Here is a 24,896-nt window from a genome sequence, read left to right as displayed (position 1 = left end):
AACTATTCCAAAATTAAACAATTGTTTGGTTTTTCGATTTAATTCTATTTTATTTTAAACCTTAAAACAAAAACTGCAGTAAAATTTACTGCAGTTTTTTATACATTACTCTGAAATTGTTACGCCGGTTCCTTTTGTATGCGCATTCATCTGCGGTGCGTAGTAATTCTGCATGGTGGTAATTCCATTTGAGAATTTACCTGATGCATTGGCTACCACATCATATTCAAAAACATATTTTCCTTTCGGCATATACTGAATATAGAAATTGGTAGAGGCATCTTTGGTAGACTGATAGTATCCCAGATTATTTTTCCACTGGTATCCGGATAATACATCTACAGGTTCGAATCCTGCGGCACGCATATCTTTAATATGAATAAACTCCATGGCTCTGTCTGTATTCAGAATCATTCTTACCGTCACTTTATCTCCTACTTTCAGCGGTGTTTCGGATGAGATTTTCTGAAGTTCTTCCCCATTTACCGTTTTTACCTTTTTATAAAGTTCTTTGGTTACAGAAATATAATTTTCAGAAGATTTGATTTTATCAAGGTCTTCATAATACTGCCAGAACAATCCTCCCTGAACAATTCCCGGACCTGGCTTCGTAACCGTTACAGTTGCTAAATTTTTATCTACGGCATCTGTTTTCATTGTTGATTTCACATATCCCGTTGCCTGAGTCTGAGGAACTAATTCCTTTCCGCCCCAAACAATGGTTGCTTTATCACTTTCTGTTCCCGTCCATGATTTCCCTGAATTCAAAATCGTGAAGATCACTTCCGCAGTTCCTCTTGAGCTTCCCCATGAGTTAACTTCTTTCTGAGTAACCAGCCAGATTTTCACATCTTCAATAAAGTTCTGATCATTAGATTTCAGCTTATTGAAAGCTTCCAGTGCTCCGGCATGGCTGACCACTTTAGAGCCAAACCATCCCCAGTCGTTCAGGTTTTGTTTCCAGTAAACTCCCTGTGTTTTTGTATCTGTGGAAGTCTCCTTAAGGTAGGTCATCAGCTTAGCAGATACCTCTTTCAGACCATAATCATTCATCAATAATGCAGCGCGGTGAAGTCCGAAGAATGTAAAATCGGTAATCTTAGCAGTCTTTGCTTTTTGTTTTACCAGCGTTTTCAGGGTTGCTCCTTTACCTTTCAAAGGATATTGCTGCTCCCAGTAGTTTCTGGTATCAAGATAATCCATTGCCCAGTTGTTCCAGACATTCCCTTTTTTCACATCAAAATATTTGCTCACTTCATTGTCTACATACTGAACCAGTTTAGCGACAATAGCTTTCTGTTCTGAGCTCTGATAATCTTTCACATTATCTTTTAACCAGGAATTGATTTTTCCTAAGTTTTTAAGGATATACAATGAGGTACCATAAGAACTTGGATAACCAGGATACCATGAGAATCCACCGTCAGGGTTTTGCAGTTTTTTCAACTCATCCCAATCCTGATTAATAGAATTTTTCATCGTATTGACATCAAACAATAATGCCAGTTTCTGCATCTGTTCGCCTTCATTTTTACTTTCCAGCACCCATGGTGTTTCTTCCAACAACAATTGTTTTAATTCCTGATTCTTTTCAAGGTTTGAATTTAATAATCCTTTGTTCTGATATTCCTCAAAAACCGTTTTCATTTTTGGATTTGCTTTGAATATTTCCGAAGCCAGTACATCCGCAAACCACTTGTTGAATATCACATCTGCAGAGTTATTCTGGTCATTTTTCAGACTTGGAAGGGCAAACATAATTTCCCAGATCGGATTGGTTGTCAGTTCCAGCGTATTGGAAACATTAGAAGCTGTTTTAGAGGTATTATTTTTAAGGTTATCCAATACAAATGTCTTCGTTTCTCCTTCTTTCACAAAAACAGGAACAGCATCCGTTACCAGCATTCTGTTTGGCAATACCGCAATGGCCTGCTGCTCTCCATCCGAATACGCTCCGGCTTTTGCTACCACTTTGAAAATAACAGAAGAAACATTGTCCGGAACTTTCAATTTCCATGTCAATGCACTGCTTCCATTTTCAGTTAAGCTGAAGTTTTGTCCTCCTGAACTCATTCCGAACTTCGAAGAAATATTTTCGTTGGTAAAGGCATCCAGAATTTGTAATTCCGCAGAACCATTTAGTTTTTTATCTGTAAGGTTAGATAACTTCGACTGTAGATTCAGTTCATCTCCTTCTCTCAGGAATCTCGGATAATTTGGAGTTACTGAGAATTCTTTTTGTGTTACCACTTCTTTTTCCAATGTAGCTGCTCTTGCATCTTTTGTATGGGCAAGGAACATCAGTTTCCATTTTGTCAATGCTTCCGGAGAAGTGAATTCGAAGTTGACATTTCCATCAGCATCAGTTTTAAGATCCGGATAGAAGAATGCTGTTTCATTTAGATTCTTACGAACAGCTACCTTGTCCAGATTTTCTTCAGAAGATCCAGGAGGAGAATTTTCTACCTTCGGAGCTTTTACAGGTTCAGGAACAACATTCTGCATAACCTCAATTTTATCTTCTGCAACGGATGCTCTGGCAGTTTTAAATCTTGCGCCCGCAATGGGTGATGGCGGCGGTGTATAAGCCGGAGCTTTAACTCCTTCCTGATTACTAAATCCTACAATGGTTTCTCTTGAAATTGAATAAAAATCACCATCAAACCAGTTAAACTGAGGAACTGCTATATATCTGTCTTCGAAATAGTTCAGTCTTTTCTGATAATTTTGCTGCTGCAAGTAATTTCTGATTCCATATGAAGTGACTATTACAAATGGGGTATATAATTTTCTCCAGCTATAGCTATTAGCTGCAAACTGATCGAGAGACATATCATACATATTAGCCAATACTTCAGCATTGATCTTTTCATTATCATTCCCGGTTACTTTTACCGTCCATTTTTCCTTAGAATTTGGCTCAAGCTTATCTCTGAAAGTTACCGTTTCTATTTTTAAAGGTTTTTCGGTATCCTTTATTTTTAAAGAAACAGATTCTGTATTCACATCATTGAATGCCACCAGCTGAAACTGAAGGTTCAGATCTGAGACACTTTTATCTTTAGGAATTTCAGTGGTATATTCCAGTATTCCTTTTTTAAGCTGATGAACTTCTGAAACCGTTTTTCCAGATCCGTCCTGAACAAAAACATTGACCAATGCGTCAGGAATTGCTGAGAAAACATACACTTTCACTTTTTCTCCTCTTGAGACTTCTTCTTTCGGAGCTATCACGGTAAGGAATGTTTTTTGAGTCGGCTTTAAAGAAGCTTTATCCCAGACACTGAAATACTGGGAAGATTTTATGGTGTCTTTTCCTTCAATATTGAAAAGCTCCAGCTGATAATCTCCGGCATCCAGTTTTCCTAAATCAAGATTCGTTGAAAGCTGAGCATTGTCAGCAGATGGCTGTTGTTGTCTTTCTACCAGTACTTTTTCTGTTTTCCAGTTTTTGACCTCATCATTTTTATCAAAAAGATCATGTGGGAATTTGCTGATAAATTCTTCTTTCGAATATTTAGGCAGATTCTGAACATCAGATTTGAAATTATCTCTGAAAATTCTGTCAGGAGCCATTAGTTTTGACAGCTTAACCTGATAAGGCTTCTTAAGATTCTGATCGTTATAGTTCTTGGTTTCTACCTTTACTTTTACATTTTCATCGGCAAAAGTATTGCTGATATTTTCTGCCTGGATATAGTGAGAAACTGAGGCTACCTTCAACTGGGTATTAGCGGTCTGTGTTTCCCCATTGATATCTGTAACCGAAGCATTGATGGCATAGTTATCAATTTGTATCCCTTCCAGTTTTTCATCTTTTTTAAGCTCTAAACGGATCGTAAACTCACCTTTTTCATTGGTCTTCGCCTCACCCAGAATTGAGTTTTCATTATCATTGTCCTGTGGATACCAGCTGAAATATCTCCATCTGATATTCTGCTTTTTGATTTCATAATTCACCACAGTGTTGCTGAGTGGAACACCGGAGAACATCACCGCTTTTCCTTTCAGTTCTATGGTTTGTCCATATTTATACTCTTCTTTTACCGGATTAAAGGTTACCTCAAACTTTGGTCTTTTGTATTCTTCTACCCTGAAGTTTTTATATCCCTGGCTTTCCCCTTCAATTCTCAGATAAAAATTACCGTTCAGTTTTCCTTTCGGAAGAATAAAACTTCCATGATAAGAACCAAACTCATTGGTGGTAAATTCCTGAGAAGAAACCTCCTCGTTATTGGTATTCAATAACGTAATTTTTTGTTTTAATCCAGAAAGCACAGCTTCCACTTCTTTATTCTGTCTTGTATTGATCACCTTGAAATAAACAGTTTGCCCTGGACGGTAGATGCCTCTGTCAATGAAAATCTGTGCCGTTGAACGCGTTTGTTTGTTGGGATTATAATCTTCAGCAGATCCTCTGTTTCCATACACCTGCATGATCTGGAAATCATTTGTCTTAGGCTGCTGGATCAGAAAAGTTCTGTAATATTCTTTGCTTTGTGTGGAAGGGAATTTAAATACTCCGTTTGCAGTGGTTGTTCCCTCAATTTTATTTAATGTTTTATTGGAAACAAATTCATAAAAACGAAGTCCTTCATTCGTCACAGGTTTACCATTTTCGCTATTAACCAGTTTCAACTCGTCAGTAAGAGGATTCCTGTCCGTTTTGGATTGATAAATAATTCTGTTTCCTGACACCAGAAAGTAGAAATTTTGTCGGGAATCGGTGTCTTTCATATCAGCTCCTGCAACTGTAAACTCTGCTACATATATTCCTGACGGAAGGGGCTTAACTTCCAGTGACGTTGTGTGATTCTGATAGTCCTTAGGATCCGGAAGCTGGAATGTTTCCTTCCTTACCAGATTCTTTTTTAGTTTTCCGAAGACATTGGAATAAGAATTATCAATGTATTGAAACAATGAGGTAAAATCATCTTTTACTTCATAAATATTCAGGGTAAATTCTGATACATTTTGATATTGGGCAACAAAATGAATCGGCAGGTTATTCTGAGTCTGGGCTTCATATTTTAAAGTCAGATATGGATTTACAATCTGAGCTTCCTTACTTTTGATATTCTCAATGAATGGAGATTTCGGATATTCACTTTTAGCCTGAGCCGCCAATGCAAGAGCTTCTTTAGGTTTCTTCTTGCCCACAAATTCATCCATGATCTCTCCCATGATCACCACTTTATAATCCCCTTCTACATTAGATTTTAAAAGATTCTGAAGCTGCTGAAGTTTATCCTTACAATGAGTGAAGTTACAGTTTTCCGTAATCTTCTCTTTCATGAAATACAGCTTGGAATTTCCGCTGTTTTGATCAATCAGCTCATCATAGATTGCACTGATCGTTGTGCGGTTGGCTGTCAGTTCATTTTTTGTGAAAATATTGTTTTCGGATAAAAACTCTATTTTCTTGACCGCATACCAGTCCGATAATGTCGGAAAATATGCTATATCTTCAGTTCCTGAAAAAACTTTTTTATACTTTTCCAGAGAGATCTTTTTCATTTCAGGTTTTTCCTGATCAAGTTCCTGAAAACTTTTGGTCAGGTAATTTTTAAAATCAAGCTTACTCCAGGTTTCAATCTGGGAAACATCCTGGGAATTGATATTGGTTCTTCCGTTTATTTTCCATGAGTTTTGGTTGTAATAATCCATAAAAAAACCATTCAGCAGGACCTTGTACATCAATTTCTCTTCTCCGTTCAGTTTTCCTTCCGCATCTTTAAGTTTTTTGAAAAACTGAGAAGCAGAATCATTCTGATCATCATCCACTGTTTGGTTTACAATACTGAATTCCGCTTTCAGTGAACGGATCAGCTCAAAGGCATTATTTTCTTTCATGGCTTGTTTTTGTATGTCTAAAATAATGGGAAGATTAGATTTATAAGCTCCTTTCGTACTGTTTTCAGCAATTTTTTTCCATTGGGTATCGTAATATTTCTGTGCGGATACCGTTGAAAAGCTTAGCATTACAAGCAAAAGCAGAAAAATCTTGGAAAATCTTTTCATATATATTAATTTTGATAAATGAACATCTTAAAAATACTGAAAAAAACCGTCATAGACAGTCAGATTTATGTCTCTCTTATGGGAACTCTTTTTGCAGTATTTTTCATGAAAGAGCAAAACACATTCCGTTTCCCTACCTTTGCATTAATTTTCATCACTTATTTCAGTGGTTATCTGTATACTAAATATCAATATACCAAGCATTTTTTCAAAATAGTTGTTATCAATGCCCTTGCGGGAATTGCCTGTGCTTTTTTAATCATCCACAATCATAATGAAATAAGGCTTTTGAAATGGTTTATTATTGTGGTACTGGGACTGCTTTACAACAGTTTTTTTCTTGATGTTTATATCCGAAAGATTCCTTTGCTGAAAGTTTTTTATGTAGGTTTGGTATGGGCGCTGGTCAACTGCTGGCTTACGCTTCCGGAATTCAGTATACCGATCTTTCTGATCAGCTTTTTCTTTATCACAGCACTTGTTCTTCCTTTTGATATCCGGGATATGAATAGTGATACCGTAAAAACCTTTCCGATGCTGATTGGTGTTCAGAATACTAAATACATTGCCTATGCACTTGTCTTCATCAGTAATGTGATCTCGATTTTTTATCTTGAATTATCTTATGCCAAGGCTTTTTTTATGGCAAGCATTGTAACTTATATCCTCATCTATTTCTCTGATAATAAAAGAGATGACGCTTACTACTCTTTCGGAGTGGAAACTTGTTCTGCACTTCCTTTTTTATTTTTACTAATAATGGAGTATTTTTGACGAATGATTATCAAGAAGCTTTCCCTTTACAATTTCAAAAACCACGCTGAGAAAAAATTTGAATTTTCCCCGCAGATCAACTGTTTTGTGGGTAATAACGGTGTGGGAAAGACCAATATTCTGGATGCCCTGCATTATTTATCAGTAGGAAAAAGCTTTCTAGGAAATACGGATTTTAACAATATAAAAAAAGAGGAAGATTTTTTTACCATTGATGCTGAAATTCAGAATGAGGAAAGTGAAGATATCATCAGAATCACTCAGCCTAAGGAAGCTAAAAAGGTGATCAAAAAAAATGATAAAAGCTACGACAGACTTGCTGATCATATCGGATATCTGCCCAGTGTGATGATCTCACCTTATGATTCCAATCTTATTTCGGATTCCGGGGAAAGCAGGCGTAAGTTTCTGGATGCGATGATTTCTCAGACAGATTCAGAGTATCTTTTTGACCTTATTCAATATCAGAAGACCATTCAGCAGCGAAATGCTTTACTGAAATATTTTGCCAAAAACAGAACGTGGGACAAAGATTCGCTGGAAATCTATAATGATCCCATCACCAGATTCGGAACAAAAATTTTTAATAAAAGAAAAGAATTTGTAGAGCAGCTTAATCCTATTGTTCAGAATTTTTACCAGATCATTTCAGGTGGAAAAGAAACAGTATCTGTTATTTATGAATCTCATTTACTGGAAAATTCTTTTGAAAATCTTTTAAAAGATAGCCTTGAAAGAGATCGTATGCTCACTTATACTTCAAAGGGAATTCATAAAGATGACCTTCTTTTTGAAATGGATCATATTTTAATCAAGAAAATCGGTTCTCAGGGGCAGCAAAAATCTTTCCTGATTTCTTTAAAGCTGGCTCAGATGAGTCTGGTAAAAGAACTGACGAAAAAGACCCCTATATTGTTGCTTGATGACATTTTTGATAAACTTGATGATACCAGGGTTGCACAATTGATTGAGCTGGTTAATAAAGAAAGTTTCGGCCAGATCTTCATCACGGATACCCACAGAGAACGTACGGAGAGTGTGGTAAAGAAAATCAATGAGGAAAGTATAATTTTTGAAGTTTAATGCCAGGTGCGGGATTCGAGTTACGAGATGCAGAATTGGACTGTAATTAAAAATTACTTTTCTTTTATCCTCGAAATATTTTTTATCTTAACTTATCATTCGAACTATATCCCGAATCACATAATCCGAAAACACGAATCACGTACCCCGAAAACCTGAAACCCGAACCTCAACTATGAAGAAGAAAAAACGTGAATATCAATCCTCCGAACTGGTAAAATCTTTTGCCAGAATCTACGGTTTTGAACATAAACTTGTCGCTTTTGATATTAAAGATTTCCTTGAAGAGTATCTTGATGAAAGTCTTTTCAAGGAAATAAGAAGTGTCAATATTGAAAATGAATGCATCATCATTAAAATTGATTCTCCTTTACTGAAACATGACTTTACAATGCGAAAAAGCTTTTACCTCAAAAAGTTCCAGGATAAATTCGGGGTGGAAAAATTCAGTGACCTTCAAATATTGTAAGACGTAAACCTATAAAAAATGCTGCCCACGGACAGCATTTTTATTTTATTGTTAATGTTCTTCTGATTTATTAGAATTAGAAATCGTACTGCTCATTAAGTCATCTGCTTTTTTGTCCAGCCCTGAGCGTAATGGCAGGAAGAATTTCAACGGATGCTTGATGAAATATCCGAATATTTCTTTATAGATCTCACTTACCTGTCCAAAGTTCATCTTTCTGGATCTGAATGCCAGGAACATCGACAAGCTGAAACTTACCAGAAAATTGAAGAAACCGATCAAAAATACGGTTACAAAAGACATCCAGAATGTATAGGAATCTACGGAAAAATCTTTTCCATACAATCCCAACGCAAAGTTACCGGCAGCAAAGGTAATGTGTCTTATATCCAGATCGAGACCGAAAAACATCCCCACCGGAGCTGTCGCCCCAAGGAAAACACCAAACCAGAAATTAGAAATGATTCCCGGCCAGTTTTTAGCATAATATTTTGAAAGTCCTTTGGCAAACTTCTTTCCAAAAAAGCTTCTGATGGAAAGGTTTTTAGCAATTCTTTCCGGAATCTGATAAAACACAGAATTGTTCCCGATATTCCCGGAAATAATTCCTGAAATAAAAAGATAAAATCCGGCAATACTTGCATGCAGAATTGCTTTTGATTTAAATGGATCAAGATCTTTTAACAGTTTATCAGAACGCTCTACAGCAAGGTTTTGTGAGAAAAAGACATCCAGACCGTAAATAATGGCAAGAGCCACCGGAAAGGCCAGCAATACATTGCCCACAAAGGCAATAAACTGGCTTCTGAATAACTTGGAGACCAGATGGGCAAACTCCGTATTGTTTCTTTGAGCATTCCCTTCTTCTGACAATACTTTTGTCATGGTAGCCGCTGTCATTGCCGGCTGTTTTGTTGCCAGAGTAAATCCCATCAGATAAATCATGATGAATCCCATTGCATAGTTCATCGAGTACAGGAAAGCATGAGAGAAGTCACTCCCGGGAATATATCCATACAGCATTTTCAGAACACAAAGGGCTCCTACAATAATTCCCCCTCCGCTCGCTTTATAGAACATAGTCATATATTCCTTTCGGGTAGACGTAATATAATGGGTACCCGCTTCTGCCGTGTGATTGGTAATAAGGTGTGAAATCAGCCTTGTACTGTCGTTAATAAGATCTGAGATATTATTTTTATGGGATTTATAGCTCAGAATGTTAAAGACCAGTTGTTTAGATTTTATCTGAATATCTTCATCGGTATCAATAATCAATAGCTGAACAATTTCATAAATTCTTTTGGTCTGCTGGCGGATTTTTATCAGAGATTGATTAATTTTTCCTGAAATACCATATTTAGCTGAATTTTTAAAAGCAATATTCACAAATTCCTGGCATTGTTCCACATAGATCTTAATCTGTTTATATCTGCTGTCTTTTGAATGCAGCTGTAGTTCAGGCTCTTTTATCAGATCATCGGCTAATGCCTCCAACTCATTCTGCAGAGCAAGAAACGGATTGTCTAAATTTCTATATTGAGGTGCCATTCTCACTACTTCCACTTCCATTGCCATTCCTGTTACCCTCCAGGAAAGAATATTCATAGAGAAAATGAGTTCTTTTTTCACATTGGGACGGATAATAAAATCCGAAGCTCCCAATATATTTAAAAATTCATTGATCTCATTTTCGGGAAGGTTATGCAGGTATTTCAAATCCTTCTTCGGTCTCATACTGACATTGTCGATCATGTACCATACTGTCTTTTCGTTTTCAACAGGTGGCAGAACTTTGTTCAGTATTCTTTTTTTCAGTTCCGGGAAAAAGGCATTTTCTGAAAGAATATTAGCTTCTGTCAGTGAAAGGTTAAAAGGTCTTCCTTTAAAAATATTGTGAATATAATATTTAAAGTTCTCAGTAAATTGAGGATTGCTTCTGAAAAAATTGAGCACATCTGTGAAGTCTGCCTCTTTTATGGTCTCTAAAAACTCTGCAAAGGGTTCTAAAGAAAGGGTTTCGTTCTTAAAAGAAAAATACTTTTTAAGAACTGACTCAAAATTTGTGCTGGAATTAAAGAATTTCATTAGTACAAAGATACTATTTCAAACTCACATTCCTCATCTGTCTCATAATCCAATTATGTTTCTTTCTTAAATAGGGAGATGGATTTTTAGGATCATACTTCTTTGGATTAGGTAATACAGCGGCAATCCATGCTGCATCTGAGGTACTTAAATCTTTGGAGGATTTCCCAAAATAATATTGAGCAGCAGCCTCTACACCAAATACACCCTGCCCCATTTCTATGGAATTCAGGTATCTTTCAAGGATAATATCTTTAGCCCATACTTTTTCTATAATAAAAGTATACACAGCTTCCAGCCCTTTTCTTACCCAGCTTCTGCCCTGCCAAAGAAACACATTCTTTGCCGTTTGCTGGGAAATAGTACTTCCTCCTCTTATTTTTTTGCCTTTCTCGTTATTTTTCATGGCTTTTTCGATAGCAGTATAATCGAAACCGTCATGATCAAAGAATTTCTGGTCTTCAGAGGCAATTACTGCCTTCTTCACATTATTTCCCATCTCATCATAGGAAATATAATCTCTGTGCAGTTTTCCGTATTCAAAAAGCCCTCCTATCTGAGTAAGAGTGATTGGCGGATTAAAGAATCTGCCCCAGATGATAAAAACTACATTCAGAACAAGAATGATGAAGATAAGCTGTTTAATTTTTTTCCACATAACTTGATAAAAAGGAAAGGCAAAAATAAGCAAATAGTATGAGTTACTGCAATTCTTTCATATAAGTAAGCTGATAATCCGGTAAAAGTTCAGGATGAAAGATCTTTATATAATCTTTAAGGATCAAGTCTGCTCTTACCACACCGCTTTCAAAGAAGTCATTAGCTTTCAATTTTTCTTTTCCTGCAATAGTATATATCTTCCCTTTATTGAATACATCCAGCTTTCCGTAGAAAGGATTCATGCCCAGCATTTCTTTTTTTGAAGTGTGGCTTCCTGCATTTACCCAGTACTGAACACCTCCTGCTTTAGCATATACTTCTTCAAAACTCATTGTTAATGCTTTTTCATCTTTATTATCCTTCATGATGTAATTGGCATTGGCATCGGAAATATAGTGAGCCACAGAAGTATTTCCTCCCGGAAGATACCAAACATCCCCATACATTTCGTTAGCCAGGACAACAGGTTTTTCTTTTGCTTTTGACGCAAGCTGTTTCAGATCGCTGTAGTTTTTCTCAACTTCCTGATATTTAGCTTCTGCTTCTTTTTCTTTTCCTAAAAATTCTCCGAAAAGTTTGATATAAGCCGTTTTTTCCAAAGGCTTCTGCTCCATGTATTCATCCAGAAATATCACCTGAATTCCATTGTTTTTTAAAAGTTCATAGGTATTGTCAAAACTGGCAATGTGATTGGTAAAAATAGCATCCGGTTTCATAGAGATAATCTTTTCTACATCATATTTCTGTTCGCTTCCTACATTCTGGATTTTTCCTTCTTTAATCAGATTCTGGATTTTATCAGAATAAATATACTCCGGACTTGAAACACCTATGATTACATTTTCTGCTCCAAGCTCCGAAATATACCCTGCCATACTTGCATTCAACAGGATTATTTTCTTAAAAGGAGTTTGATTCTGCTTAAAATTATAAGTGAAATTCCCCGATTTTAGTTCCAGGATACCATCATGTTCTTTAAATTGGGTTCTGTTTGAGATATTCGTCCAATCTGAGGACGAAATTTTTGATTCTCTTTTACAGGCAATTAGCGAGAAGACCGTAAATAAAAGTAAAATTTTCTGTTTCATCTTTCAAAGAACGGAAAAAAGTGGTATATTTGCAACCGTTAAACAACAAGATAACAAAAGGCCTCGTGGCGCAACTGAATAGCGCATCTGATTACGGCTCAGAAGGTTACAGGTTTGAATCCTGTCGAGGTCACAAACAGCCAAATGGCTCAATTTAATCCAAATTGAGCCATTTTTTTATTCCAAAACAAGCCAGATTAGGATTTTTATTGTTTTAGTGAATCTATCTTAAGAAAATAAGAAATGGCAGTCATATTTGGACAGAAAAAATAAAATCCGTTTCATTTATGAATATCATAACTAAAGAATAGGAACTATACACTTTTCTGCACCAATTAGATTTACCTTCAATAACACTATCATAAAGGACTTTGCTAAAAGCTACGTTTCCTATGTTCAAAAGATTTTTTATGAATTAAACTCATTAATGGCCAGCAGCCAATTTTATCACCATTCCTTTAAAAATAAATCCGTGAAAAGGCAATACAGAATACCAATATAATCTTCCCCACAATCCTTTTGGCCGGAAAACTGCTTTCTGCCAGAGCTTTCCTTTGTATAATTTGAACATCAGCCACGCCTCTCCAGGCAGTTTCATTTCAGCAATAAGAATCAATTTCCCTTCTTCCCTATCAGCATAAAGTACCCGCCAAAAATCCAGAGCATCTCCTTCGTGAAGCTCTACCGGGTGCGTTCTTCCTCTTCTGAGCCCCGGACCGCCAACCAATACATCCATATAACCCCGGATTTTCCAAAGGTTTTGTCCGTACCATCCGTTTTTGCCGCCCAAACCAAAAATACGGTCGAGACATTTTTCACGGTCGTCATATTTTTCACTTCGAACGTCTTTAAAACAGCCAAAATGCGGAACTTCAATAAATTCCTTCAGGGAAGAATCATTTCTGCTGCTTATAAAGCTGTCTTTCCAACTGGAAAGTATTTCGTTGGCCTGAATCTTTGCCATCGTTCTCTCCAAAGCCTGCTCGTAAGAAAATGGTTGAACTCCAGTTATTTTTTTAATCTCTAATAAACTTTCATTGTTACAAACTACCTCAATTTTCATACTTCCAACGAGCGAACTTGCCAGACTGTAAGTGGTTGAAGTGATGAAATATAACCAATACGAAGACAATTTCGGAGTCATTACCGGCAGTGTGATAATAGTTCTTTTCAAACCTCTGATTTTCGCAAAACCCAGCAATATTTCTTTGTAAGTCAAGACATCTTCACAACCGATGTCAAAACTTTTACGGTAAGTTTCTTTTTTGAATAAAGTGAAAATTAGAAAATCCAAAACATTCGCAATTCCTATGGGTTGACATTTCGTAGTGAGCCATTTTGGCGTAATCATGATCGGTAATTTTTCAACCAAATCTCGAATGATCTCAAATGATGCGCTTCCAGAACCGATGATAATACCAGCTCGTAAAACAGTTGTTGGAATTTTAGACTCAATTAAAATCTTTTCTACATTAAATCTTGAATTCAAATGCTTTGACAATTCTTTCTGATTGACTAATCCTGACAGATAGATAATATGTTTGCACTCCGTTTTTTCAATTGCTGAAATAAAATTCTGAGCACAGATTTTCTCCGATTCTTCGTAGTCACCATTCGCACTCATAGAATGCATCAGATAATATGCCCCGGAAATATCCTCCGGAATATTCTTCAAAGTTTCCTCTCTCAGGAAATCAACTTCGATGACTTCTATTAAATCATAATTGATCCCGGCGGGTCTGGAAAATCGGCTGACGTCACGGCAGCAGCACACCACTTTATAGCCTTGCTCTGTAATCACACTCATCATCCTTTTACCGATGTAACCTGTTGCTCCCGTTAATAAAATCTTTTTCATGAGATTAATTTTGAATCAGTTAAAGAATTTTTCTATGAAGTTTAAATGTAATTTAAAGTTTTTCGAAGAGATGCCCAAAATAATCCTTCTTTGTTGTAAGATACGACGCATTGACTGAATTAGATTCAATTTCCAAAGGAATTCTTTTATTGAGCAAAATCCCGCTGTTGTTGAAAGCTTTCAATTTTTCAGGATTATTGGTCAATAAATTAACTTTTGAAATTTCCAGCATTTTCAGCATCTCGATTGCAACATCAAAACTTCTACCATCTGCCGGCAAACCTAATCTCAAATTTGCTTCTACCGTATCAAAACCTTGTTCCTGAAGAGCGTAAGCCTTTAATTTATTGATGATTCCAATATTTCTGCCTTCCTGTCTGAGATAAATAATCATTCCTCCGTTTTCCGACACAAATTTCATTGCCGCATCCAGTTGTTGTCCGCATTCACATTTCCTCGAATGGAAAACTTCTCCGGTAATGCACTCCGAATGGAAACGTACATTAACAACTTCATTAAAATCTGTTTTTTCAGCCACCAAAACCAAATGTGGACACCAGTCATTTTCATTTTCAGAAAATGCATAGACGGTAAATATTCCAAAATCGGTCGGTACATTAGATTGAGCCTGTATTGTAAGCATTAGTTATATTTTGAATCATTACTATAGTACAAATTTATACTTTATTTATTTAACTAGTAAAATTAATTACTAAATTTGTTGATAAATAAAATCAATAATGGAACAAAAAAATATAATTACAGAAGATAAAATATTTGAATTGTATGGTGACTACGTTTTGAATCACGGCGAAAGACCAAAAAACATTTACCGCTTCGCAAAAGACAATGAGTTCGAAGAAAAAGACTTTTACGATTACTTTTCAAGCTTTGAACAGATAGAAAAATCAATGTTGGTCAATCTTTTTGATAAATCTGTAGAGTTAGCTTCGGAAGTTAACAATTCTGATGAAATTACTTCAAAAGAAAAACTGTTGAATGTCTATTTTATCTTTTTTGAAAATATGACGATGAACCGTTCTTTGGTTCTGATGATCTTGGGGAATGACAAATTACACTTGGCAAAAATTTCAAATCAGCTTAAGGAAACGCATCGACAATTCATCAAAACTCTTGATTTTAATGATTGGGAAATGATTCAAAAAGCGAAAGATGAGGTGAAAAATTTCCACGAAAAAGCTCGTGAAGAAGCATTGTGGATTCATTTGGTTTCCGCCATCGAATTTTGGAAAAAAGATACATCTCCATCATTCGAAAAGACAGATATTTTCATCGAGAAAACAATTGATACAGGATTTGAACTGATGGATAACGAACCTTTGAGAAAAGTAGTTGACCTCGGAAAGTTTTTATTTAAAGAAAAATTTAAAAAATAGCAGATGAAAACACTCAATAAAATACCAACAGGAAAGCTGGAACGAACGAGCAGCTTGCTGAAGGCAGGAGCAAAAGTAGGTGTTAATTACATTAAATATTACGGAAATAAAATCACAAAAAATAAAGATGAGGGCGAAGCGAGAAAAGCTTTGAATGAAAACAACGCAACCGACATTTACGATTCTCTGAAAGAACTGAAAGGCTCAGCCTTGAAAGTTGCCCAAATGCTAAGCATGGAGAAAAACATTCTTCCGCAGGCTTATGTTGAAAAATTTTCTTTGTCGCAATTTTCTGTTCCGCCGCTTTCGGGAGCTTTGGTAAAGAAAACTTTTAGAAAATATTTCGGAAAAAATCCCGAGGATCTATTTGATGAATTCACGAATGAATCCGTTAACGCGGCCAGTATCGGACAGGTTCATAAAGCGAAAAAAGATGGTCAAAATCTTGCTGTAAAAATTCAATATCCCGGCGTGAGAGAAAGCATTTCAAGTGATTTGAAAATGGTAAAACCTATTGCGATGAAAATGTTTAATATCCAGAAAGAAGGTTCAGAATCTTATTTTCAGGAAGTAGAAAATAAATTGTTTGAGGAAACAGATTATGATCTTGAACTGAAAAGAAGTCAGGAAATTTCTAAAAAATGCAGTCATCTTGCGAATTTAGATTTTCCAAAATATTATCCTGAATTATCTTGCGAAAGAATCATCACAATGGATTGGATGAACGGAAAACATTTCTCGGAATTCACAAAATTGAAAAATTCTCAGGAAGATTTGAACAAAATAGGACAGACACTCTGGGATTTCTATATGTACCAAATGCACGTCCTAAAACAGGTTCACGCAGACCCACATCCAGGCAATTTCCTGGTTTCAGAAGATAAAAAACTGCTCGTGATTGATTTCGGATGTATCAAAGAAATCCCAAATGACTTTTATAAACCCTATTTTGAGTTGGCTCAACTTGAGAATCTGAATAATCCTGAATTTTACAAAGAAAAATTATACGATCTGGAGATTTTGAGTTCTAATGATTCTGCTAAAGAACAGGAATTTTTCACCAAATTATTCTACGAATTGCTGGAATTGTTCACAAGACCTTTTAACGCAGAAATTTTTGATTTTTCTGATGAATCGTTTTTTCAGGAAATTGCAGATCTGGGTCATAAATACGCCAAAATCAGCGATATGAAAGGAATGAATACCAACAGAGGTTCAAAACATTTTATTTATCTGAACCGTACATTTTTTGGTTTGTATAATATGATGCACGATTTGAAAGCCAAAAATGTCGTAATCAATCAGTACAAAAATTTTAACCAATAAATGCCAGCCAACTTACCTTCAAAGATTTGTGAAGTCTGCGGACTGCCGTTCAACTGGCGGAAAAAGTGGAAGAAAAACTGGGACGAAGTAAAATATTGCAGCGAAAAATGCCGGAAAAACAAAAAATCAACCTCCTCTGGTTCGGAAACAATTTAAGGATCAGAGATAGTGAATCACTTTTCAACGTGATGCAGGAACATTTACCTTTTCTTGCAGTGTATATTTTTGACAAATCTTTTTTCAATTCGACCCAACTTAGTTTTAAGAAAATTGGAAAATTTCGGGCTAAATTTTTGTTGCAAACTGTTTCGGATTTGGAAAATAATTTAAAAGAAAAGAAGATTCCGTTTCTTAAAAAATTGGGTAAGACCGAAGATATTTTTAAGCAGATTTCTAAAGGTTTTGAGGTTGAAAAAATATTCTGTCAGAGAGAATGGACAAAGGAAGAAATTTATGGCTAAAGTAGCATCTTCAACGGCGCAATTGATATTTCCGCATCAGCTTTTTAAAGACACGGATTATCTGGATAAAAATCAACCTGTTTTTTTGGTGGAAGAGTTTCTGTTTTTTAAACAATACAAATTTCACAAACAGAAAATTGCCTTTCATAGGGCGAGTATGAAGTTTTATGAGGAATTTTTGACCAAAGAAAAATTCAAGGTGGAATATGTTGAAAGTACTTCTCCACTTTCTGATGTTCGAAATTTAATAAAGCATTTAGAAAAACTAAATTTTGACAAAATTCTCATCACAGATGTTTGTGACAATTGGCTTGAAAAGAGAATTAAGGAAACTAAATTGGAATTAGAGATTATTGAAAGTCCTTTGTTTATAAATACTAAGGAAGATTTGAAAGACTATTTTGAAGATAAAAAATCGTATCATCAAACCGATTTTTACAAGCAACAGAGAATTTCCCGAAATCTTCTAATGAAAGCCGGAAAACCAATCGGTGGAAAATGGACTTTCGATACAGAAAACCGTAAGAAATATCCAAAGAACAAAAAAGCTCCACCCATTCACTTCCCGGAAAACAGCACATATTTTGAGGAAGCGAAAATTTATACCGGGAAAAATTTTAATGAAAATTATGGCAATTTAACGTCGTATCAACTCTATCCCGTCACTTTTGAGGAAGCTGAAAATTGGTTGAATCAGTTTCTGGAACTGCGGTTTGCCGATTTTGGGGTCTATGAAGACAGTATCGTGGAGCGTGAACATTTTCTGCATCACAGCGTGCTTTCGCCATTGTTAAACATTGGACTTTTAACTGCAGAAAACGTTTTGAGAGAAGCCATTGAATATGCGAACGAATATAAAATCCCCATCAATTCTCTTGAAGGATTTGTGCGGCAGATTTTAGGTTGGAGAGAATTTGTGAGAGGGATTTACCTTTATCAGGGAACTTATCAGCGAAATCAAAATTATTGGAAGCATCAAAATCGGCTTCCCGAGTCTTTTTATACGGGAAAGACTGAAATTAAACCAATTGACAGCACAATTTTGAAGGTCCTGGAAACTGGTTATGCACATCACATCGAACGATTAATGATTTTCGCCAACTTTATGAATCTGTTGAAACTTAATCCAGACGACGTTTACCAATGGTTTATGGAAATGTTCATCGATTCTTACGATTGGGTAATGGTTCCTAATGTTTATGGGATGAGCAGCTTCTCTGACGGAGGAAAAATGAGTACAAAACCTTACATCAGCGGAAGCAATTACATCAAAAAGATGAGCGATTACCCTGATGACGACTGGACGGAAAAATGGGATGCCCTCTTTTGGAATTTTGTGAATGATAACAAAGAATTTTTCAAAACAAATCCGAGATTGGGAATGATGCTGCGAACTTTGGATAAAATGACGGATGAGAAAAAATCTGAACACTTTAAAATCGCCCGGTATACGATTAAAAATTTAAAATAATGGTGAAAGAATTTAATGTAATACAGACAGACCGCATCATTGAAATGGCTTGGGAAGACAGAACACCGTTTGAAGCGATAGCATTTCAGTTTGGAATTTCAGAATCTGAAGTGATTGAATTGATGAGAAGAGAACTGAAACCATCAAGTTTTCGGCTTTGGAGAAAAAGAGTGAATTCTGGAGTAAGCCAGAAACATCTGATGAAAAGAAATCCTGAAATTAATAGGTTTAAATGTAAAAGACAGCGTACAATAAGTCATAATAGAATTTCGAAACGATAAAAACAGAATAAAATGAAAAACATAGTCATTGTCGGTTGCGGACAGGGAATTGGATTTGCTGCTGCAAAAATATTATCAGAAAATCATTACGTTATTGGTATTTCAAGAATCGAAAATCCTGAAATTGAAAATTTAAATATTGAATTTCATCCAATAGATATCCTTTCGGGGAATCTGGATGAGATTATATTCCCAGAAGTTATTGACGGTTTGGTTTATGCACCGGGAAGTATTAATTTAAAACCATTTAACCGGCTTTCGATTGAAGATTTCAGGAATGATTTTGAAATCAATGTTTTGGGTGCTGTGAAAACGATTCAGAAACTGCTGCCTAATTTGAAGAAGTCGGAAACTGCTTCTGTTGTATTGTTCAGTTCGGTGGCGGCAAAGCTGGGAATGCCTTTTCACGCCTCAATTTCTGCAAGTAAAAGTGCTGTTGAAGGTTTGACGAAAAGTATGGCCGCAGAATTTTCTACTCAGAAAATCAGAGTGAATGCCATCGCTCCCTCGTTAACGGATACTAATTTAGCTTCACCACTTCTTTCAACACCTGAAAAACGGGAAGCTTCAGGAAAAAGACATCCATTACAAAGAGTCGGAAGAGCCGACGAAATCGCAAAAATGGTTGCGTTTCTATTATCTGATAATTCAGCTTGGATCACAGGACAGGTCATTGGAATTGACGGAGGAATGAGTAATATCAAATTGTAATCATTCCCAAAAACTAATATCTTTACCAAAATTATTATGCAAACCGACTTTTTCATAGACCTGCTCCATCAAGTGAAAGAATTTGAACATTCTGACGCCTGCAAATCCAACTCTACCGTTGATGATTTCCGCGTGTGGATGAATGATAAAAAATATGCTGATGAAAGTCCGACCAAGCTTTTTAAAAATGAAAATCATCAGGTTTCATTTACCGAAAATGAAATTTGCAAACAGGTTCTCTTATTAGGACGATATTCTAAATTACTGATCAGAAAAGGGTTGGGAGATTTTCCTGAATTAGCGAATGAAGAATTTACCTACCTGTACCGCTTAAAAGACGAACCTTTTTTAACGAAAATTCAATTGATCGAAAAAAACGGTCACGAGAAACAAACCGGAACTCAAATCATCAAAAGACTTTTGGAAGCAGGATTTTTGGAGGAGAAAAATGATAAAGATGATAAGCGCAGCAAACGACTAAATTTGACTAAAAAAGGCGAAGAAATTTTTCACGCCTCAGTTTCTAATGTCAACTTAATCTCAAAAATTTTATCCGGAAAGCTTGATAAAGTTGAGAAGAATGAATTTCTTAGGATTTTGAAAAAACTTAATGAATTTCATTATCATATTTATGTTGATTATAAGAATTCCAACATCAATCAGATATCAGAATTTTTTCAATAAAAACATACATCAAATCTTATTAACGGATTTAGGAATTCCATTTTAATTGACTTAATCAAAGCAAATCATCAACAAAAGTGTTTGAAGATACGCCCGTCTTGGTTACAAACAGCTAAATGGCACCAACTAGACAAAGTTGAAGCCATTTTTTTATTGAATTTCTTTTAGACTAATTTCTCTAAAGTCTTAAAAAAAATTTCAAAATTAAACGTGTAAATAAAATGACTTTATATTACAATTTACTGGTCTGATACTACTTTATCTTTTTAAAGATATAAGACATCGCTTCTTTGTCAATACTTTCCATATCTATTAATTTCAGGGATTTTACCATTTTCAAGGTTGATGATTTATACTTCAAAAAATGCGGCGTTTGCAAATGAAGCTGATATGCTTCTTTGTCCGCATAGATTTCTACAATTCTTAACTGAGTTGAATTTTCCTTTTGATACATCGGAAAAATTGCAATCACACCTTTCTCCAGCTTTACTGATGCTGAAGCTTCTTCTTTCAGAATAGAATTATATTCTTCTAAAAATTCAGGGATAATTTCAATTTCGGAAATCCGAATCATCATATCTTTTTCAATAATCGGAACAAGCGGTTTTGCAATGATTTTCCGAGCTGTATTTGCCTGAGTTTTATTAACGGTTTCTTGAATCAAATCAGCCAATTGAGCTAATTGATTTTCAGTAATTCCTGTGTTTTTTCCCATATTGATATGCGATTGCAACTGTCCTTCTACTCCATCCAAAGAAGCAAGAGCAGAAATCGTTACGATTTCTCTTTGCTTATAAGTCAGCACATCGCTCACAAAAATATCAGCAAAAAGATGTTCTTTTAAAAAAGCGTCAACCCGTGGAGCAAACTCACCAAAACCTGGTGCTGGTTTGGTTTGTGGCATTTTTGTAAGTTCTTCAAGGGTTTTTCTGCCTTGTTCATATTTGTCTTCAACATTATTTTCTACAATGATTTTCTTTCCTTCGATATCATTAATACCTTTTGATTTTCTTTCGTCTACAACTGATTTAAAAGTATTAATAGCATTCAGACTTCTCGGAAAACCACAGTACGCATACAATTGAACCAGCGCTTCCTTAATTTCATTAATCGTCAAACCAGAATCCAATCCGGCATTCAACTGAAGTTTTAGACTTCCAAGATTTCCAGTTGCCGTGAGTGAAGAAATCTTTACCAAACTTTGTTCTTTAGCATTCAAATTTTGATTGGTTTTATTTTCTTGTGCATTCATTTTTGTGATACTTAATGTGAGAATAAAAAGAATAATCCATTGTAGAAATTTGTTTTTGCTCATCTTAGAAAATTATTTTTTGTTGGCTTCAGCAAATTCTTCATCGGAAACAGCTTCCAGCCAAACATTTTGATTGGTTTGCGGATTTCCATTCGTTGCTAAATGCGAAAACCAATTGTCGGCAGTGGCGCCGTGCCAATGCTCAACATTCGGAGCAATTTCTACGATATCTCCGGGTTTTAAACGACGTGCGGGTTTTCCTCTTTCCTGATATAAACCTTCGCCACCCACAACAATCAAAAGCTGTCCGCCTGTGTGGCTGTGCCAATTGTTACGACAGCCCGGTTCAAATGTGACATTAGAAAGGGGAACATTTAAATCTTTATTGCTTGTAAGCGGCGCCAAATAGGACTTGCCAATAAAATACTGCGCATAAGCCGTATTTTCTTCACCTGTCGGAAAATCACTTATTTTAGGAATATCTGTACTCATTTCGTTTGATTTTATTTTGTTTGAATTTACTTTATTTTGTGCGATTACAGTTGGACAAAACGCTAAAAGAATGATGATTAAATATTTCATTGTTTTACATTTAATTTATGATTCAATTGTTTTGATGATTTTTGCAGGAACTCCTCCCACCACAACATTGTCCGGAACATCTTTAGAAACGACCGCTCCGGCTGCAACTACAGCATTTTCTCCAATCGTAACTCCCGGTAAAATGGTTGCATTGGCTCCAATCCAAGCATTTTTCTTGATTACAATAGATTTTCCAATTAATCCTTTTCTATGTTGAGGTTCTAAAGGATGATTTTCCGTTATCAGGTTTACTTTCGGGCCGATTAAAACATCGTCTTCAATGGTAATTCCACCTAGAGTCAGAAAAGTACAGTCGAAATTGATGAATACATTTTTACCAATATTGAAATTCTTTCCATAATTGATGTAAATAGGTGTAAACACCGCTACATTCTCCAATTCTTTGCCGATAATTTGACTTAATATTTTTAAAATCTCATCCGGTTTTGCGGAATTATTTAATTCAATCAATTGTTTCTTAACCTCATAAGAAGCTTCCAGCAATTTGTGAATTTCCGGGTCGCCGGGCATTATTGTTTCACCATTTTTTAGTCTGGTAAAGATATCTTCGTTAAAGCTCATTATTAAATATTTAGAGAAATAAAAAGGATGAATCCGCTTTTTAAAAAAGCTGATTCAGCTATTGCAATGTTCAATTATTTTAAATTGGTTCTGAAGAAATTATCCAGTTTTTCAAAAGGAATCACATCTACTTTGTCGTATAAATCAACGTGAACCGCATTCGGAATAATCATCAGTTCTTTCGGTTCTGCAGCCATTTTGTAAATGTCTTCTGAAAAATACCTTGAATGTGCATTTTCACCGGCAATTAAAAGCATAGGTCTCGGTGAAATTTCTTTGATGTAACTTAAAATGGGCATATTCATAAATGAAAGTGCGCTGGTTAATCTCCAACCTTTTGTTGAATTTACTGAACGTTCGTGGAAACCTCTTGACGTTTTGTAATAATTAAAATAATCTTTTACAAATTGAGGTTCACTGCCAGTTAATTTTTCCGGAAGATGAGAAGATGGATATCCCTGTTCGCCTGTTTCTGCATCTTTCCATCTTTGCAGATTCAGGTCTACCAGTGTTTTTGTTCGTTGTTCGAGGGTAACTACATCATTATATCCTTTAGAAATCACTCTTGTCATATCATACATACTCGTGGTTGCAACGGCTTTTATTCGCTTATCTATCGCAGTAGCATTCAATGCCATTCCTCCAAATCCGCAAATTCCGATGATCCCGATCTTATTTCTGTCCACATTTTTCTGAAGTCCCAGGAAATCAACAGCCGCACTGAAATCTTCGGTATTGATGTCGGGTGAAGCTATATTTCTTGGTTCACCGCCACTTTCGCCTGTGTAAGAAGGGTCAAAAGCGATAACAGCGAAACCTCTTTCCGCCATTTGATTCGCATACAAACCGGAAGACTGCTCCTTCACCGCACCAAACGGTCCACTGATTGCCAACGCCGCCAGTTTTTCGTTTCCTGCATTTTTTGGAAGATATAAATCTCCTGAAAGCATTATTCCGTAACGGTTTTTAAAGGTAACCGCTTTTCGGGTAACTTTATCGCTGAGTTGGAAAGTATAATGTTCGTTTTGTTCTGTTGTATTCATTTTTCCTGGATTTGATTTTTTATTCTGCGCAAATGCCTGTCCGATGAAAAGAAAGGACAAAGCCATCACTGTTGTTATTATTTTCATATCTGAATTTTGTTTAAAAATTACTGATACAAAATTAGAAACAGCGGCGTGCTAACAGTTAATGATAATCAAACCAAAAATTAAGAAAATCAAACTTCCGTCAAACGAAATGCTTTTGGATTGGTTCCGGTTTGTTTTTTAAAGAAATTATTAAAATACGTTGGATAATCGAATCCGAGTGCGAAGGCTATTTCTGAGATATTCCAGTCGGTGTGCTGCAGCAATGCTTTTGCTTCTGTGAGAATTCGTTCCGTAATATGAGTTGTTGTTGATTTTCCGGTAACTTCTTTCACGGCACGATTGAGATAATTAACGTGAACATTTAAATTTTTTGCAAAATCCTGAGCTGATTTCAGTTGCAGAGATTGGTCTGTAGTTTCGATGGGAAATTGTCTTTCCAACAGTTCCAGAAAAACGGATGATAATCTTGATGCTGCATTTTTGTTCTGGTCAAAATCTTCTGCAGGTTCTAATTTCAAAGATTCGTGGATAATTAAGCTGATGTAATTACGAATCAGCTCATCCTTGTAGACATAATCGCTTTCCTGCTCAGCAATCATTTTTTGAAAAATCGTATTGAGAAAGAGTCTCTGTTCTTCGGTAATTTTCAGAACGGGAGTTCCGCCAATTTTAAAGAAAGAAGATTGCTGGAGGCTTTCGGAACGTTCAGAATTCTTGAAAAATTCTTCAGAAAAAAGAATGGTATAGCCTTTATAAGTTGTTGAAATGGTTTCCCAGGAATACGGGATATGCGGATTTCCGAAAAAAAGCACCGTTCCTTCCTGCTCGAAACTTTTATCAGAATAATGAATTTTACTTTTCCCTGTCGTAAGGCAGATTTTATAAAATTCTTTTCTGCTGTAGACACGGGTTTCACTTCCATCCTGCTCAATCTGGAATGCACGGAATCCTTTTAGTTTTAATTCAGTATTAAACTCAGAAACAACTCTTTTTAGCTTTTCTTTCATTTTGCAAAGT

Annotated in this window: 22 protein-coding genes and 1 tRNA gene; 12 read left to right on the top strand and 11 right to left on the bottom strand. The window is 35.7% G+C overall.

The window, feature by feature from the left end:
* Positions 1 to 105: 105 nt before the first annotated feature.
* The gene (locus tag ODR02_RS21065) at positions 106 to 6,021 is read right to left on the bottom strand and encodes an alpha-2-macroglobulin family protein (protein WP_309513455.1); all 5,916 of its coding nucleotides are present in this window, start codon (positions 6,019 to 6,021) and stop codon (positions 106 to 108) included.
* An 18-nt stretch (positions 6,022 to 6,039) separates the two neighbouring features.
* Here ODR02_RS21065 and ODR02_RS21060 point away from each other — a divergent pair, with 18 nt between their 5' ends.
* The 3 genes from ODR02_RS21060 to ODR02_RS21050 all read left to right on the top strand — a co-directional run bounded on the left by ODR02_RS21060 (position 6,040) and on the right by ODR02_RS21050 (position 8,347).
* Positions 6,040 to 6,795, top strand: coding sequence for a hypothetical protein (locus ODR02_RS21060; protein ID WP_309513454.1), 756 nt, complete (start codon positions 6,040 to 6,042; stop codon positions 6,793 to 6,795).
* 3 nt (positions 6,796 to 6,798) lie between these two features.
* On the top strand, positions 6,799 to 7,878 hold the full coding sequence (recF, locus tag ODR02_RS21055; protein WP_309513453.1) for a DNA replication/repair protein RecF: 1,080 nt from the start codon (positions 6,799 to 6,801) through the stop codon (positions 7,876 to 7,878).
* 175 nt (positions 7,879 to 8,053) lie between these two features.
* Positions 8,054 to 8,347, top strand: a complete 294-nt coding sequence (locus ODR02_RS21050) for a hypothetical protein (RefSeq protein ID WP_309513452.1) — start codon at positions 8,054 to 8,056, stop codon at positions 8,345 to 8,347.
* Between the two features lie 51 nt (positions 8,348 to 8,398).
* On the opposite strand, the gene ODR02_RS21045 is transcribed toward ODR02_RS21050, so the two are convergent.
* Genes ODR02_RS21045 through ODR02_RS21035 form a run of 3 tightly spaced genes read right to left on the bottom strand, consistent with a single transcriptional unit; the run spans position 8,399 to position 12,183 of the window.
* A complete protein-coding gene (locus ODR02_RS21045; RefSeq protein ID WP_309513451.1) occupies positions 8,399 to 10,435 on the bottom strand; it encodes a recombinase in 2,037 nt (678 codons plus the stop codon).
* Between the two features lie 13 nt (positions 10,436 to 10,448).
* Positions 10,449 to 11,093, bottom strand: coding sequence for a monofunctional biosynthetic peptidoglycan transglycosylase (gene mtgA, locus ODR02_RS21040; RefSeq protein ID WP_309513450.1), 645 nt, complete (start codon positions 11,091 to 11,093; stop codon positions 10,449 to 10,451).
* A 43-nt stretch (positions 11,094 to 11,136) separates the two neighbouring features.
* Positions 11,137 to 12,183 (bottom strand): ABC transporter substrate-binding protein, encoded by a 1,047-nt coding sequence (locus ODR02_RS21035; protein WP_309513449.1) that lies wholly within the window; start codon positions 12,181 to 12,183, stop codon positions 11,137 to 11,139.
* A gap of 59 nt (positions 12,184 to 12,242) precedes the next feature.
* Here ODR02_RS21035 and ODR02_RS21030 point away from each other — a divergent pair.
* A tRNA-Arg gene (locus ODR02_RS21030) sits at positions 12,243 to 12,316 on the top strand.
* Between the two features lie 291 nt (positions 12,317 to 12,607).
* On the opposite strand, the gene ODR02_RS21025 is transcribed toward ODR02_RS21030, so the two are convergent.
* Positions 12,608 to 14,041: an SDR family oxidoreductase gene (locus ODR02_RS21025; protein ID WP_309513448.1), complete on the bottom strand. Its 1,434-nt coding sequence runs from the start codon at positions 14,039 to 14,041 to the stop codon at positions 12,608 to 12,610.
* Positions 14,042 to 14,093: 52 nt separating this feature from the next.
* A complete protein-coding gene (ribA, locus tag ODR02_RS21020) occupies positions 14,094 to 14,684 on the bottom strand; it encodes a GTP cyclohydrolase II (protein WP_309513447.1) in 591 nt (196 codons plus the stop codon).
* 97 nt (positions 14,685 to 14,781) lie between these two features.
* Between ribA and ODR02_RS21015 the strand changes: the two genes are divergently transcribed.
* From ODR02_RS21015 to ODR02_RS20980, 8 genes are read left to right on the top strand one after another with little or no spacing between them, the layout of a single operon-like run.
* A complete protein-coding gene (locus ODR02_RS21015; RefSeq protein ID WP_309513446.1) occupies positions 14,782 to 15,438 on the top strand; it encodes a TetR/AcrR family transcriptional regulator in 657 nt (218 codons plus the stop codon).
* A 3-nt stretch (positions 15,439 to 15,441) separates the two neighbouring features.
* Positions 15,442 to 16,764 (top strand): ABC1 kinase family protein, encoded by a 1,323-nt coding sequence (locus ODR02_RS21010; protein ID WP_309513445.1) that lies wholly within the window; start codon positions 15,442 to 15,444, stop codon positions 16,762 to 16,764.
* Positions 16,765 to 16,920, top strand: a complete 156-nt coding sequence (locus tag ODR02_RS21005; protein WP_209783912.1) for a DUF2256 domain-containing protein — start codon at positions 16,765 to 16,767, stop codon at positions 16,918 to 16,920.
* A complete protein-coding gene (locus ODR02_RS21000) occupies positions 16,872 to 17,225 on the top strand; it encodes a deoxyribodipyrimidine photo-lyase (protein WP_309513444.1) in 354 nt (117 codons plus the stop codon). The genes ODR02_RS21005 and ODR02_RS21000 overlap by 49 nt, the downstream gene beginning before the upstream one ends.
* On the top strand, positions 17,218 to 18,696 hold the full coding sequence (locus ODR02_RS20995) for a cryptochrome/photolyase family protein (protein WP_309513443.1): 1,479 nt from the start codon (positions 17,218 to 17,220) through the stop codon (positions 18,694 to 18,696). Before ODR02_RS21000 ends, ODR02_RS20995 begins: the two co-directional genes overlap by 8 nt.
* Positions 18,696 to 18,977 (top strand): TIGR03643 family protein, encoded by a 282-nt coding sequence (locus ODR02_RS20990; protein WP_309513442.1) that lies wholly within the window; start codon positions 18,696 to 18,698, stop codon positions 18,975 to 18,977. Before ODR02_RS20995 ends, ODR02_RS20990 begins: the two co-directional genes overlap by 1 nt.
* Before the next feature lie 12 nt (positions 18,978 to 18,989).
* A complete protein-coding gene (locus ODR02_RS20985) occupies positions 18,990 to 19,688 on the top strand; it encodes an SDR family NAD(P)-dependent oxidoreductase (protein ID WP_209783908.1) in 699 nt (232 codons plus the stop codon).
* 36 nt (positions 19,689 to 19,724) lie between these two features.
* Positions 19,725 to 20,372: a MarR family winged helix-turn-helix transcriptional regulator gene (locus tag ODR02_RS20980; RefSeq protein ID WP_209783907.1), complete on the top strand. Its 648-nt coding sequence runs from the start codon at positions 19,725 to 19,727 to the stop codon at positions 20,370 to 20,372.
* Positions 20,373 to 20,625: 253 nt separating this feature from the next.
* Here ODR02_RS20980 and ODR02_RS20975 read toward each other — a convergent pair whose 3' ends face one another.
* From ODR02_RS20975 to ODR02_RS20955, 5 genes are all read right to left on the bottom strand, one after another.
* Positions 20,626 to 21,687 (bottom strand): carboxymuconolactone decarboxylase family protein, encoded by a 1,062-nt coding sequence (locus ODR02_RS20975; protein ID WP_245169668.1) that lies wholly within the window; start codon positions 21,685 to 21,687, stop codon positions 20,626 to 20,628.
* A 9-nt stretch (positions 21,688 to 21,696) separates the two neighbouring features.
* Positions 21,697 to 22,206 carry a cupin domain-containing protein gene (locus ODR02_RS20970; protein WP_309513441.1) on the bottom strand — a complete coding sequence of 170 codons (510 nt, stop codon included), beginning with the start codon at positions 22,204 to 22,206 and terminating at the stop codon, positions 21,697 to 21,699.
* Positions 22,207 to 22,221: 15 nt separating this feature from the next.
* Positions 22,222 to 22,788, bottom strand: a complete 567-nt coding sequence (locus tag ODR02_RS20965; RefSeq protein WP_309513440.1) for a DapH/DapD/GlmU-related protein — start codon at positions 22,786 to 22,788, stop codon at positions 22,222 to 22,224.
* 74 nt (positions 22,789 to 22,862) lie between these two features.
* Complete coding sequence (locus ODR02_RS20960) at positions 22,863 to 23,918, bottom strand: alpha/beta hydrolase (protein ID WP_309513439.1); 1,056 nt, start codon at positions 23,916 to 23,918, stop codon at positions 22,863 to 22,865.
* 89 nt (positions 23,919 to 24,007) lie between these two features.
* Positions 24,008 to 24,886, bottom strand: coding sequence for a helix-turn-helix domain-containing protein (locus tag ODR02_RS20955; RefSeq protein WP_209783903.1), 879 nt, complete (start codon positions 24,884 to 24,886; stop codon positions 24,008 to 24,010).
* Positions 24,887 to 24,896 lie beyond the last annotated feature (10 nt).

This window comes from Chryseobacterium sp. CFS2 (genome assembly GCF_036543225.1).
Taxonomy (GTDB): Bacteria; Bacteroidota; Bacteroidia; order Flavobacteriales; family Weeksellaceae; genus Chryseobacterium; species Chryseobacterium culicis_A.
This window is presented reverse-complemented; position numbering and strand designations above follow the sequence as displayed.